This window comes from Streptomyces sp. NPDC001027, from assembly GCF_040299045.1.
Classification (GTDB): domain Bacteria; phylum Actinomycetota; class Actinomycetes; order Streptomycetales; family Streptomycetaceae; genus Streptomyces.
Genome location: NZ_JBEPBI010000052.1, coordinates 1 through 12,780, shown reverse-complemented (window position 1 = coordinate 12,780; position 12,780 = coordinate 1). Strand labels below are relative to the sequence as shown.

At 73.4% G+C, this 12,780-nt stretch carries 9 protein-coding genes; 3 read left to right on the top strand and 6 right to left on the bottom strand.

From position 1 onward, the window contains the following. The first annotated feature begins 159 nt into the window (after window positions 1-159). The 3 genes from ABT300_RS17070 (at window position 160) to ABT300_RS17060 (ending at window position 6,294) form a co-directional block, all read left to right on the top strand. Window positions 160-2,847, top strand: a complete 2,688-nt coding sequence (locus tag ABT300_RS17070) for a lysylphosphatidylglycerol synthase transmembrane domain-containing protein (protein ID WP_351676077.1) — start codon at window positions 160-162, stop codon at window positions 2,845-2,847. Window positions 2,848-2,923: 76 nt separating this feature from the next. Further along, on the top strand, window positions 2,924-4,477 hold the full coding sequence (locus ABT300_RS17065; RefSeq protein WP_351676075.1) for an alpha/beta hydrolase: 1,554 nt from the start codon (window positions 2,924-2,926) through the stop codon (window positions 4,475-4,477). 245 nt (window positions 4,478-4,722) lie between these two features. Continuing rightward, window positions 4,723-6,294, top strand: a complete 1,572-nt coding sequence (locus ABT300_RS17060; protein ID WP_351676072.1) for an alpha/beta hydrolase — start codon at window positions 4,723-4,725, stop codon at window positions 6,292-6,294. 95 nt (window positions 6,295-6,389) lie between these two features. On the opposite strand, the gene moeZ is transcribed toward ABT300_RS17060, so the two are convergent. The 6 genes from moeZ to ABT300_RS17030 form a co-directional block, all read right to left on the bottom strand. Further along, window positions 6,390-7,568, bottom strand: coding sequence for an adenylyltransferase/sulfurtransferase MoeZ (gene moeZ / locus ABT300_RS17055; protein WP_351676069.1), 1,179 nt, complete (start codon window positions 7,566-7,568; stop codon window positions 6,390-6,392). A gap of 63 nt (window positions 7,569-7,631) precedes the next feature. Further along, window positions 7,632-8,390 carry a spherulation-specific family 4 protein gene (locus tag ABT300_RS17050; RefSeq protein WP_351676066.1) on the bottom strand — a complete coding sequence of 253 codons (759 nt, stop codon included), beginning with the start codon at window positions 8,388-8,390 and terminating at the stop codon, window positions 7,632-7,634. Continuing rightward, window positions 8,378-9,340: an NAD-dependent epimerase/dehydratase family protein gene (locus tag ABT300_RS17045; RefSeq protein ID WP_351676063.1), complete on the bottom strand. Its 963-nt coding sequence runs from the start codon at window positions 9,338-9,340 to the stop codon at window positions 8,378-8,380. Before ABT300_RS17045 ends, ABT300_RS17050 begins: the two co-directional genes overlap by 13 nt. After that, the gene (locus ABT300_RS17040) at window positions 9,337-9,477 is read right to left on the bottom strand and encodes a hypothetical protein (protein WP_351676060.1); all 141 of its coding nucleotides are present in this window, start codon (window positions 9,475-9,477) and stop codon (window positions 9,337-9,339) included. Before ABT300_RS17040 ends, ABT300_RS17045 begins: the two co-directional genes overlap by 4 nt. Window positions 9,478-9,616: 139 nt before the next feature. Further along, window positions 9,617-10,690 carry a hypothetical protein gene (locus ABT300_RS17035; RefSeq protein WP_502977951.1) on the bottom strand — a complete coding sequence of 358 codons (1,074 nt, stop codon included), beginning with the start codon at window positions 10,688-10,690 and terminating at the stop codon, window positions 9,617-9,619. 176 nt (window positions 10,691-10,866) lie between these two features. Further along, window positions 10,867-12,675 (bottom strand): DUF3492 domain-containing protein, encoded by a 1,809-nt coding sequence (locus ABT300_RS17030; protein ID WP_351676055.1) that lies wholly within the window; start codon window positions 12,673-12,675, stop codon window positions 10,867-10,869. Between the last annotated feature and the right edge of the window lie 105 nt (window positions 12,676-12,780).

The following is a 12,780-nucleotide window of genomic DNA, read 5'->3' as shown; positions in this document are numbered from 1 at the left end:
CAATGCGACGGGCCCGCGACGCAGTGTGACCCTCGCTCCCGGGCGAGGCTTCGGGCAGACTGTGCGCCCCCGCATTTGCACCCTGATGCCCCCGTGTGTCGGCGGAGCATGCCACCATCGTGCGGGCGGTGACCGGTGATACGAGACCAAGAAGAGACGATGAGACAGCAGGGCGTGCACGCAGAGGACGCGCAGGGCGCCTCTGACGCCGCGTCGCGCCCGGACATCCCCGACGAGCCACGGGAGGAGGTGCACATCGACGAGGTCGAGGGTGACGAACCCCTGCTCCCCGCGCGCGTGCACCGCCCCTCCGACCTGATGCGGCTCATGATCGGCGTGCTCGCCGTCATCGTGCTCCTGGGCATCGCCGCCTTCGCCCACGGCACCACCTCGGGCCTCGAACAGGACATCAACAAGGGCACCGGACAGGCGCCCGACCTGCTCATCAAGATCGCCGGCCTGGCGTCGAGCATCGCGATCCTGCTGGTCCCGGTCGCTTTCGCGATCGAGCGACTGATCAAGCGGGACGGGCTGCGCATCGCCGACGGCGTGCTCGCGGCGGTCCTCGCGCACGGTGTGACGCTCGCCACCGACCTGTGGGTCGCGAAGGCCGCTCCGGGCTCCATCCAGGAGGCGCTGACCCAGCCCTCCCCCGGTGACATCCACGCCCTGACCGACCCGGTGCACGGATATCTCGCACCCGTCATCGCGTACATGACGGCCGTCGGCATGTCGCGTCGCCCCCGCTGGCGCTCGGTGCTGTGGATCGTGCTGCTCCTCGACGCCTTCTCGATGCTCGTCACCGGATACACGACGCCGTTCTCGATCATCCTCACCGTGCTGATCGGCTGGACGGTCGCGTACGGCACCCTGTACGCCGTCGGCTCGCCCAATGTGCGACCCACGGGGCGGACCCTCATGGCGGGCCTGCGGCACGTCGGGTTCCGTCCGGTGAGCGCCGCCCGCGAGGAGACGCCGGACGCGGCGGAGGGCGACCGGGGAAGACGCTACTTCGTCACCCTGGAGGACGGACCGCCGCTGGACGTGACGGTCGTCGACCGGGAGCAGCAGGCCCAGGGCTTCTTCTACCGCGCATGGCGCAATCTGGCCCTGCGCGGCTTCGCCACCCGCAGCAGCCTGCAGTCGCTGCGCCAGGCGCTGGAGCAGGAGGCGCTGCTCGCCTACGCGGCCATCGCGGCCGGCGCCAACGCGCCGAAGCTGATCGCCACCTCCGAGCTGGGGCCCGACGCGGTGATCCTGGTCTACGAGCACACCGGCGGCCGCACCCTCGACTCGCTGGCGGACGAGGAGATCACCGACGACCTGCTGCGCAACACCTGGCACCAGGTGCGGGCCCTGCAGTCACGGCGCATCGCGCACCGGCGGCTCGCCGGCGACGCGATTCTGGTGGATCGTTCCGGCACGGTGATCCTCACCGATCTGCGCGGCGGCGAGATCGCGGCCGGCGACCTGCTGCTGCGGATGGACGTCGCCCAGCTGGTGACGACACTGGGCCTGCGGGTGGGCGCCGAGCGGGCGGTGACCTCCGCGGTGGGCGTGCTCGGGCCGGACGCGGTCGCGGACTGTCTTCCGATGCTCCAGCCCATCGCGCTGTCCCGCTCCACGCGCGCGACGCTGCGCCGGCTGGCCCGCGAGCGCGCACAGCGCGAGCGGGAAGCGGTACTGGAGGCCTCCCAGCTGGCCAAGCAGGCCCGCGCGGAGGCGGCCGAGGCCGACACCGAGGCAGCCGTCGCGGAGAAGCCCGGCAAGAAGGCCGTGCGCGCGGAGGCCCGGGCCGAGAAACGGGCCATCGACGAGGCGCTGGAGGGGGCGCGCGAGGAGGACCTGCTGACGCAGATCCGGCACGAGGTGCTGCTGATCCGCCCCCAGGCGCCGGTCGAGCCCGCCAGGCTGGAACGGGTGCGGCCGCGCACCCTGATGAGCTTCATCGCCGGCGCCATCGGCGCGTACTTCCTGCTGACCCAGCTCACCCACATCGAGTTCGGCCCGCTGATCGCCAACGCCGAATGGGGCTGGGTCGCCGCGGCCGTGCTGTTCTCGGCGCTGAGCTACGTCGCCGCCGCGATGAGCCTGCTGGGCTTCGTGCCCGAGCGGGTGCCGTTCCCGCGGACCGTGGCCGCGCAGGTCGCCGGGTCCTTCGTGAAGATCGTCGCGCCGGCCGCGGTCGGCGGCGTCGCCCTCAACACGCGCTTCCTGCAGCGCGCGGGAGTGCGGCCGGGGCTCGCGGTGGCCAGCGTCGGCGCCTCGCAGCTCTTCGGGCTCGGCTGCCACATCCTGATGCTGCTGTCCTTCGGCTATCTGACCGGCACCGAGAAGACGCCGTCGCTGTCGCCGTCCCGCACGGTCATCGCCGGCCTGCTCACGGTGGCGGTGCTCGTGCTCGTCGTGACCTCGGTGCCCTTCCTGCGCAAGTTCGTCAGCACGCGCGTGCGGTCGCTGTTCGCGGGCGTCGTGCCGCGCATGCTGGACGTGCTGCAGCGGCCGCAGAAGCTGGTCACCGGCATCGGCGGCATGCTGCTGCTCACCGCCTGCTTCGTGATGTGCCTGGACGCGTCGATCCGCGCGTTCGGCGACGAGTCGACGTCGCTCAGCATCGCGAGCGTCGCCGTCGTCTTCCTCGCCGGCAACGCGCTCGGCTCCGCGGCGCCGACGCCGGGCGGAGTCGGCGCGGTCGAGGCGACCCTGACGGTCGGCCTGATCGCGGTGGGTCTGCCCAAGGAGGTCGCCGCGCCCGCGGTGCTCCTCTTCCGGCTGCTGACCCTGTGGCTGCCGGTGCTGCCGGGCTGGCTGGCCTTCAACCATCTGACCCGCAAGGGCGCTCTCTAGACGGGGCCCCGACGGCCCGTACCCCGGACGGCCCGCGCCCCGCGCGCGGGCCCGTACGCCACCTCAGGATGGGATCATGCCGATCCCCTGCCGCCCGCGTGCAGCCGCCGTGACCGCCACCGCCGTGCTGCTGTCCTCGCTGGTGGCGGGCTGTGCGCAGGACGCAGGGTCCGGCGGGTCCGGGGATCTGACGGAGCAGAAGCTGAGCTGGAAGGACTGTCCCGCGCCGTCCCAGTCGGAGGGCGGCGGCAGCGCGCCGTCTCCGCTGCCGGACGGTGACCCGTGGAGTTGCGCCACCATGAAGGCCCCCCTCGACTGGGACGACCCCGAGGGCGACACGATCGACCTGGCGCTGGTGCGGGCCCGGGCCAGCGGCGACAAGAGCCGGCGCATCGGCTCGCTGATCTTCAACTTCGGCGGTCCCGGCGGCTCGGGCGTCTCGACCCTGCCGGCCTTCGGCGACGAGTACGCGACCCTGCGCACCCGGTACGACCTGGTCAGCTTCGACCCGCGCGGAGTGGGCCGCAGCGCCGGCGTGCGGTGCGAGAACGACCAGCAGCTCGACGCGTTCTTCCAGCAGGACGCCACCCCCGACGACGCCGCGGAGCGCACCGCGCTGCTGGACAGCACCAGGAAGTTCAACGCGGCCTGCGAGAAGCACTCGAAGAAGATGCTGCCGCGGGTGCGGACCACCGACGCGGCCCGCGACATGGACCTGATGCGTCAGGTGCTCGGCGACGACCGGCTGCACTACTTCGGCATCTCCTACGGCACGGAACTCGGGGGCGTGTACGCCCATCTGTTCCCGAAGAAGGTGGGACGGGCCGTCTTCGACGCGGTCGTCGACCCGACGCAGACGTCCGAGCAGGGCTCGCTCGGGCAGGCCAGGGGTTTCCAGCGCGCGCTGGACAATTTCGCGAAGGACTGCACGTCGAAGCTCGAGGACTGTCCCGTCGGGGACACCGCACAGGACGTCGAGGCCCGTATCGCCGCGCTGCTGAAGCGCCTCGACGCCAAGCCCGTCCCGGGGATCTTCCCCCGTTCGCTGACCCAGAGCGCCGCGACCAACGGCATCGCGCAGGCGCTGTACTCGCAGGACTTCTGGGAGTACCTCACCGAGGGCCTGGAACAGGCCTACGACGGCGACGGCCGGATTCTGATGCTGCTGTCCGACCTGATGAACGGCCGCAGCGAGAACGGCGAGTACAGCAACAGCGTGGCCGCCAACGTCTCCATCAACTGCGCCGACGACAAGCCGCGCTACACGACCGCCGACGTGGAGAGGAAGCTGCCGCAGTTCCGGGCGGCCTCCGCGCTGTTCGGCGACTTCATGGCCTGGTCGATGGTCGGCTGCACCGACTGGGCCGTGCCCGGCGCCGCCGACCACCCGGAGGTGAGCGCGCCCGGGTCCGCGCCGATCCTCGTGGTGGGCAACACCGGCGACCCGGCGACCCCGTACGAAGGGGCGCGGAAGATGGCGGACGCGCTGGGGCGGGGGGTCGGGATCGAGCTGACGTACAAGGGGCAGGGCCACGGCGCGTACGGCAGCAAGAGCCCGTGTGTGCAGCGGGCGGTGGACGGCTATCTGCTGAACGGCACGACGCCGGCCGACGGGACCGTCTGTTCCTGACGGCCGGCGGCTCCAGATCACCGGCGGCGAAAGGCCTCGGATCCCACCGCACCGGCCGGGCGCGCACCGCCCCGCGACCCGCCGCAAACCGCAGCCACACCCGCCCAGGCATCGAGACCGAGCGCACGATATTCGCAGGTCACAGGGTTATCCACAGGCTCGGACGGCTGGGGTCGCCGACGCCTAACATGGCCTGAGAGCCATCCGCCGCCGAGCGCGGACGGCCTGCAAGGGGGGAGGCGCGCATGGCGCGATTCGCACGGTGGACGGCGTGGGGGGCCGCCGTCGCACTGCTGGCCACGGGCTGCGGCGGGGGCGGCGCGTCGGAAGAGAAGGCCGGCGGCAGGGGCGGTACGGCCGACGCCCGGCCCACAGCCGGCTCCGCCTCGGCCGCGGCCACGCCGTCGGCGGCCCTGCCCGCCGCGCTGACCGGGCAGAAACTCGACTGGGGCCGGTGCGGACCCACCGCGGACTCCTCGGCGCCGGGCGGCAACTGGCAGTGCGCCACGCTGAAGACGCCGCTGGACTGGTCGCAACCCGGCGGCCGCACGATCGATCTCGCCCTCGTGCGCGCCAAGTCCCGCGCCGAAGGCAGCGACCGCATCGGTTCGCTCCTGTTCAACTTCGGCGGCCCCGGCGCCTCGGGGGTGTCCACGCTTCCCTCCTACGGCTCGACGGTCTCCTCGCTCCGCGACCGCTACGACCTGGTGAGCTGGGATCCTCGCGGGGTGGGCGCGAGCGACGGCGTCCGCTGCCGCAGCGACAAGGACATCCAGGCCGCCGAGTCCCTCGACTCCACCCCGGACACCCCCGCCGAGGAGCAGGCGTTCTTCCAGGACGCCACCGCCTTCGGCGAGGGATGCCGCAAGGCCGCGGGCACGCTGCTGGCCCACGTGTCGACCACCGACACGGCCCGCGACATGGACCTGATGCGCCAGGTGCTCGGCGACCGGAAGACGCACTACTTCGGCATGTCGTACGGCACCGAACTCGGCGGTGTGTACGCCCACTTGTTCCCGCAGAACGTCGGCAGGCTCACCCTCGACGCGGTCGTCGACCCGAGCGCCGACGCGGTCGGCCACGCCCTGAACCAGGCACGGGGTTTCCAGCGTGCGCTGGAGGACTACCTCGCGTCGACCGGCCAGAACCCGCAGGCGGGCAGCACGAGGATCGCGGCCCTGCTGGACCGGCTGGACGCCCGCCCGCTGCCCGGGACGGACGGGCGCAAGCTGACACAGGCGCTGGCGGTCATCGGCATCGTCCTGCCGTTGTACAGCGAGGCGGGCTGGCCGAGGCTCACCAGGGCCCTGAAGGCCGCGCAGACAGGGGACGGCTCCGAACTGCTCGAGCTCGCCGACCGCTACAACGAGCGGGACTCCTCCGGGCGTTACGGCACGACGGCCCATTCCCAACGGGTCATATCGTGCCTGGACGACAGGCGGCGGCCGACCGCGCAGGAGACGAAGCTGCTGGTGCCGCAGTTCGAGAAGGTCTCTGCCGTGTTCGGGGACTTCCTCGCCTGGGACACAGTCGGCTGGTGCCACGACTGGCCGGTGGCCGGGCAGTACGACACCCCGGAGGTGAGCGCGGCGGGAGCGGCGCCGATCCTGCTGGTCGGCACTACCGGGGACCCTGCGACGCCGTACGAGGGCACACGGAAGATGGCGGACGAACTCGGCAAGGGCGTGGGCGTGCGGCTCACCTGGAAGGGCGAGGGGCACATCGCGTACGGGAGCGGGAGCTCGTGCGTCGACTCCGCGGTGGACGACTACCTGCTGAAGGGAGTGGTCCCGCGGGACGGCACGGTCTGCTCATGACGGCGGCGGGGGCTTCGCACACCCCTGGTGCGCGAAACCCCCGCCGATCCCGCCGGGAGGCCCGACAGATCTGCCGGGCCGAGCGAACGCCCGAATCAGTAGACGGGCTTGCTCGGTTCGATCTGATGGACCCAGCCGATCACGCCGCCGCCGACGTGCACGGCGTCGGAGAAGCCCGCCGACTTCAGCACGGCGAGGACTTCCGCACTGCGGACACCCGTCTTGCAGTGCAAGACGATCTTCTTGTCCTGGGGCAGGCCCTCCAGGGCGGTGCCCATCAGGAACTCGTTCTTCGGGATCAGCTTGGCGCCCGGGATGGAGACGATCTCGTACTCGTTCGGCTCGCGGACGTCGATGATCTCGATGCTCTCGCCGTCGTCGATCCACTCCTTGAGCTGCTTGGGAGTGATCGTCGAGCCGGCCGCGGCCTGCTGGGCCTCCTCGGAGACGACGCCGCAGAAGGCCTCGTAGTCGATGAGCTCGGTGACCGTCGGGTTCTCGCCGCAGACCGCGCAGTCGGGGTCCTTGCGGACCTTGACCTGGCGGTACTGCATCTCCAGGGCGTCGTAGATCATCAGGCGGCCGACCAGCGGCTCGCCGATGCCCGCGAGCAGCTTGATCGCCTCGTTGACCTGGATCGACCCGATGGACGCGCACAGCACGCCCAGCACGCCGCCCTCGGCGCAGGAGGGGACCATGCCCGGCGGCGGGGGCTCCGGGTACAGGCAGCGGTAACAGGGACCGTGCTCGGACCAGAAGACGGACGCCTGGCCGTCGAAGCGGTAGATGGAGCCCCACACGTACGGCTTGTTCAGCAGCACGCACGCGTCGTTGACCAGGTAACGGGTCGCGAAGTTGTCGGTGCCGTCGACGATCAGGTCGTACTGGCTGAAGATGTCCATCACGTTCTCGGCCTCGAGCCGCTCTTCGTGAAGGACCACGTTGACGTACGGGTTGATGCCGAGGACGGAGTCGCGGGCGGACTCGGCCTTGGAGCGGCCGATGTCGGCCTGGCTGTGGATGATCTGCCGCTGCAGGTTCGACTCGTCGACCTCGTCGAACTCCACGATGCCGAGCGTGCCCACGCCCGCCGCGGCCAGGTACATCAACGCCGGCGAGCCCAGACCGCCGGCGCCCACACAGAGCACCTTGGCGTTCTTCAGCCGCTTCTGCCCGTCCATCCCCACGTCGGGGATGATCAGGTGGCGGGAGTACCTGCGAACCTCGTCTACGGTGAGCTCGGTGGCCGGCTCGACCAGGGGTGGCAGCGACACGGGGACTCCGTTGGTCGGTCAGTCATGACGGTTGTTCTCCCCGTAACAGTGCCATGGCCATTTTCATTCCGAGACACCTGTTCCGATCCGCGAGACGATTTCGTCCCAGTAGCCGGGCATGGTCTCCCAGGGGTCGCGTGCGCCGCCGCGTTCGACGCCGTCCGTGAACCAGATCGTCGCGGCGCCCTGCCAGCGGGCGATGCGCAGCGCCTCGTCGAGATGCCCGCGCGGCACGCCGTGCACGAAGTGGCAGAAGCGCTCCGGCGGGTGCTCCGCCGTCCACTCGGCCACCTGCGACCAGCGGTAGTCGCTCCACGGGCCGGAGAAGGTGACCAGCTGGTCGGCCAGCTCGGCGTAGCCGGCGCAGGGGTGGATGCCGTGGTCGAGGACGACGTGCGGCGCGTCGTGGAGCGTGCGCAGCGCGCCGGTCGTGCGGCGCAGTCCGGGCAGCGTGCTGCGGTCGGCCGGGCAGCGGTCCAGGAGGAAGCCGTCGACCTGGTACCAGTCGAGGTAGCGCTGTGCCTCGGAGATCATCTCGGCGAGGGCGCGGGCTCCGTACAGCGCGTCGATGCGCCCGAGGACGCGGACGCCGGCGTTGCGCAGCCGGCCCGCGGATTCCAGGCAGCTCGGGTCGGGACGCGAGCCGGGTCCGTCGCAGACGTCCAGGGCGACCCAGTGCAGAGGCCGCCCGGGCCGGGCGAGTTCGCCCCACTCGGCGGGCGCGAGCAGCGGATGCGCGAGGCCCGGGACGCCGAGGCCGGTGCGGACGTCGGTGGTGCCGGGGTGCGCGCTGCCCGCCGGTCTTCCGGTCAGATACGACATGCCGCCTCCATCCAGATGTCGGCGAGGGACTCCTCGAGGTTGATCCGGGGGCGCCAGCCGAGCCGGTCGCGGGCGGTGCGCACGTCCGCCTGCTGCCAGCTGCCGCAGCCGTCCGGGTACGGGTACGCGACCGGGCCTGCGTGGTCGGCCTCGGGGCGGGGGTGGCCGATGGCGGACCGCAGGTGGCCGCCGGGCGGGCCGTCGAGTTCGTGGAGGGCGCCGCCGTATCCGGCCACGCGCGCGAGGACGGCCGCGGCGTCGCGCAGCCGCACGGCACGCCCCGAGCCGATGTTGATGACGCCCTGCGCCGCGGACAGCGAGGCGGCGTGCACGGCCCGGGCCACGTCACGGACGTCGATGAAGTCCCGCTGCACGCCGAGACCGCCGAGTTTGAGCTCGCCGTCGCCGGACTGCATGGCGCGGCGCATGGCCTCGGCGAGGCGGCCCAGCGGGGAGCCGGCGGGCGTGCCCGGGCCCGCGGGCGAGAACACCCGGAGCACGACGGCGTCGAGTCCGGAGCCGAGGACGAGTTCGGTGGCGGCGAGTTTGCTGACGCCGTACGGGCCGCCCGGCCGGGGCACGGCGTCCTCGGCCGTGGAGGAGCCGGGCTGGCTCGGGCCGTACTCGGCGCCGCAGCCGACCTGGACCAGCCGGGCGCCGCAGCCGCTGCGGCGCAGGGCTTCGCAGACGGTGGCGACGGCGACGGTGTTGTGCCGGGTGAGTTCGCGGGCGCCGCCCCGGGTGGTGCCCGCGCAGTTGACGACGACCTGGGGGTGGACCGCGTCGAGGAAGCGGGTGAGCGCGCCGGGGCTGCCGGACGCGAGGTCGAAGCGGACGTCCGCGTCGTCGCCGCGACCGAGCGCGGTGAGCTGGACGGCGGGGTCGGCGAGCAGACGGTCGGCGACGAAGCGGCCGAGGTAGCCGTTTGCTCCGATCAGCAGAACCCTCATCGTGCGGCTCCCTGGGTGTGCGCCGGGACCTGGGTTGCCGGAACCGCGGACGCCGGGACCGGGGCGGCCGGGGCCGGGGCGCCGGCGACCGCGGGCGCCCCGGTGGCTGCGGTCGTTCCGGATCGGGAGGTGGTCATCTGGTCTCTCCTTCTGGGGTGTTGCGGTGGGCTGCGGCGAAGTGCGGGAGCGCGGACGTCGTGCGGTCGGGGCACAGTGGGGGATGCGCCGCGTGAGGTGTTCGCGGTGGCTGCGGGGACGGGCGGGGGCGGGCTCGCGTCAGCACGGCTGGTCCGTTCCCGCGTGGGCCGAGGCCCGGGTCAGCGTGCGGGCGGCGTGGACCAGGAGGACCAGGGCCGCGCTGCCGCAGACGAGGACCGGAACGCCGGCCGGCCCCCAGGCCGCGACCAGGTCGTTCACGGGCACGGCCAGGAAGTCGCAGCCGGGCAGGCGGCCGGAGAAGACCGCGGCCGGGGCCAGCGCCTCGGCCGCGCCGGCCGCCCCGAGGACGACGGCGGGGGCGTGGGCGAAACCGTGCACGACGAGGAGGCGGGCCAGGAAGAGGAGGCCGCCGAGCGTGAGGATGTGGCCGTATCCGGCGGGCTCGCCCAGGAAGGCCGCGCTGAGAGCGGTCAGCGCGGCGAGCGCGCCCAGGAACAGAGCGAGGACGCCGAGCAGCAACGGCTGCACGGAGGCGGCGAACTCGTCGAGGCCGCGGCTGGTGTCCAGGCGGCGGCGGGCCCGCGCGGCGAGCAGGTGGGCGCACCAGGCGGCGGGCGCGCAGCCCAGGGTGAGGGCGAGCAGCGGCGCGGCGGCCGCGGGCCAGGGGCCGTCCGCCGTCCCGTCGGGCAGGCCGTCCGGGCCGCCGCCGACGGCGGCGCGCAGGAGGCTGTCGCCGAGCGCCGCATAGGCGAGGAGCCAGCAGGTCCAGGCCTCCGTCCGGTGCGGACCGGGGTGGGCGCCGCGACGCCGGCTCAACGGTCCCCGGCGCAGCGCCGCGTGCACGGCGAGGACGACGGCGAGGAGGCCCCCGGCGGCGACGAGGAGAGCGGTGCGCCCGTGGGTGAGGCGCACGCCGGTCACGGTGGCGGCGCACAGGAGGCCGGGCAGCAGGGTGAGCAGCGCCCAGTCCAGGCGGGGCCGCGGGGCGGCGGTGGGCGCGGCGGGCGGCGGTGCGTCCCCGTCGCGCGGGACCCGGGCGTACATCTCCTCGGCGAGGGAGAAGACGTCGCGGTGCCGGAAGCGTGCGGCGGTGCGGTCGGTGACCCCGTGGGCCTCGAGGCCGGCCGCGATCTCCAGCGGGTCGACGGCCCGTTCGCACAGTTCGCGGTGACGGTGCATCAGGGTCTTCACCGGGTCCGCTCCGCCGCGGCGGGGCGCGGCCGGCCCGGGACCGCCGGCCGCGGCGCCCCCGTCAGCGGCGCCGGAGGCGACGACCCCGGCACCGGCACCAGCACCAGCACCAGCACCAGCACCGGTATCGCGGGGTGTGTCCCGTCCGTCCCGTCCGTCCAGTCCGTCCGGCCCGCTCATCGTGCTCCCTCCGTCACGGCGACCGGCGAGGCGTCCCGGGTCTGTCGGTCCGCCGCAGCCCAGGCAGGTCCCGGGCGGACGGTGACCGACGCGCCCGGGCCGCTCCACAGGCCGGGCAGACACGCCTCGGGCGGGACGGCGAACGGGCGGGGGTCGCCGTCGTCGTCCACGAGGTACCGGCGCATCGGGGCCTGGGAGACGAGCTCGAGGTAGATGCCGTGGAACGCCGTGACGTTCTGCTCGACGGTGAACAGTTCGAGGGCGCGGGCGCGGGCGGCCGCGCCCAGGCGCGCACGGCGCTCGGGGTCGTGCAGCAGGGCGACGCAGGCGTCCGCGAGCGCCCGCGGATTGCGCGGCGGCACGACCAGACCGGTGCCTCCGATGACCTCGACCACGGCGCCGACGTCGGTCGACACGGTCGCCCGGCCGCAGAGCATCGCCTCGACCAGGCCGACCGGGAAGCCCTCGACGACACTGGACAGGACGACGACCGCCCCGGCCGCGTACGCCTCGGCGAGGGTGGCCGACTCCGGGCCGCCGATCTCCTCGAAGGAGACCGGGTTGTCGCCGACGGCGTGCGGTCCGGCCGCCTCGTCGGGGAAGAGCTGGGCAGCGAGCATCCGGCAGTGGCCGAGGTAGGCCCGGCCCTCCTCGCCGGACGCCGCGCCGATGATCCGCAGCCGGGTGCGTGGCTCCTCCTTGCGGATCTCCGCGAAGGCGTGGAGCAGGGACACCAGGTCCTTCGCCGGTTCCACCCGGCCGACCCAGACCAGTGTGCGGGGGTCGGCGGTGTCCGGGGAGTCGCCCACGTCGGCGAAGCGGGACGTCTCCATGCCCGGGTAGACGGTGCGCAGTTTGGCGCGGTCGGCGCCGCACCGCTCCTGCCAGCGGCGGGCGTGCGCGTTGCCGGGTGTCACGCACGCCGCCTGCCGGTAGACCTCGGCCGCGAGCCGGCCGTGGAAGGCCGCGAGCAGGGCGCGCACGGCGGGAGCGGCGGGGACGGCGGCAGGGGCCGGGGCTGCGGCCACAGCAGCGGACGGCGTGCCCCCGGGGCCCGCGGAAGAGGCGCCGTGCCCCGAGCTCAGGTAGTGCGTGCGCAGTCGCACCCCGTACTCGGTGACCAGGAGCGGCACGTCGAAGAAGTGGTGTGCGAGGAGTCCGGGCAGGGCGGCCGCGCCGCCGGACGCGGCGTGGCAGACGTCGACCGCGGCGAGGCCCCGGCCTCCCTCCTCGCCGAGGTCGTCGTACCAGTCGAGCGAGAGGGGGCGCAGGGCGCTTTCGAGGTGTGCGGCGACGGCGAGCAGATCGGGTACGCGCGCCTCGCGCGCCGTGCGCAGCGCGCCGGGCGCGCGGCAGGCACGTTCCAGGGCGCGCACGGCGCCCTCCGAGCGGAGCGCTCCCACCAGGCCGCCCTCGTCGCGGGCGAGTTCGGCGAGGCCGTACAGCGCAGTGGCGAAACGGTCCGCCTGAGCGGTCGGAGCGGCCTGTGCGAACGCGGCCGCGTCCGACGGGTCCCCCTCGCACAGGGCTGCCGCCAGCTCCCCGTAGGACTCGGCGAATCGCCGGCGCGCCCGCCTGCCGTGGACGGCCCCGTCGTCCCGCGCCGTCCACAGCGGTGCGGTGCGCACCCGGCTGACCTGCGGCGGCAACGCGACCCAGCCGGCGTTCTCCTGGCCTTCGGTCCGGCTGAGCGCGTACACCTCGAACTCGTGCTGTTCGAGGCCGCGCACGAGCCGGTCGCACCAGAGTCCGGCGTCACCGCTCACATACGGATAGCCACCCTCCGTCAGCAGTCCGATGCGCACGCGCACTCCCGATCTCCCGTTTGGTGAGCCGTCGTTGACCCGGCGGCTCGCAGCGGGAAGAACGTATGCGGACAAGGCGGTGGCGCGACGGACGGTTGTCCGTCG

Coding starts and splice junctions, on each gene's coding strand:
- ABT300_RS17070 (WP_351676077.1), top strand. CDS start 160: ATGAGACAGCAGGGCGTGCACGCAGAGGACGCGCAGGGCGCCTCTGAC.
- ABT300_RS17065 (WP_351676075.1), top strand. CDS start 2,924: ATGCCGATCCCCTGCCGCCCGCGTGCAGCCGCCGTGACCGCCACCGCC.
- ABT300_RS17060 (WP_351676072.1), top strand. CDS start 4,723: ATGGCGCGATTCGCACGGTGGACGGCGTGGGGGGCCGCCGTCGCACTG.
- ABT300_RS17050 (WP_351676066.1), bottom strand. CDS start 8,390: ATGTCGTATCTGACCGGAAGACCGGCGGGCAGCGCGCACCCCGGCACC.
- ABT300_RS17045 (WP_351676063.1), bottom strand. CDS start 9,340: ATGAGGGTTCTGCTGATCGGAGCAAACGGCTACCTCGGCCGCTTCGTC.
- ABT300_RS17040 (WP_351676060.1), bottom strand. CDS start 9,477: ATGACCACCTCCCGATCCGGAACGACCGCAGCCACCGGGGCGCCCGCG.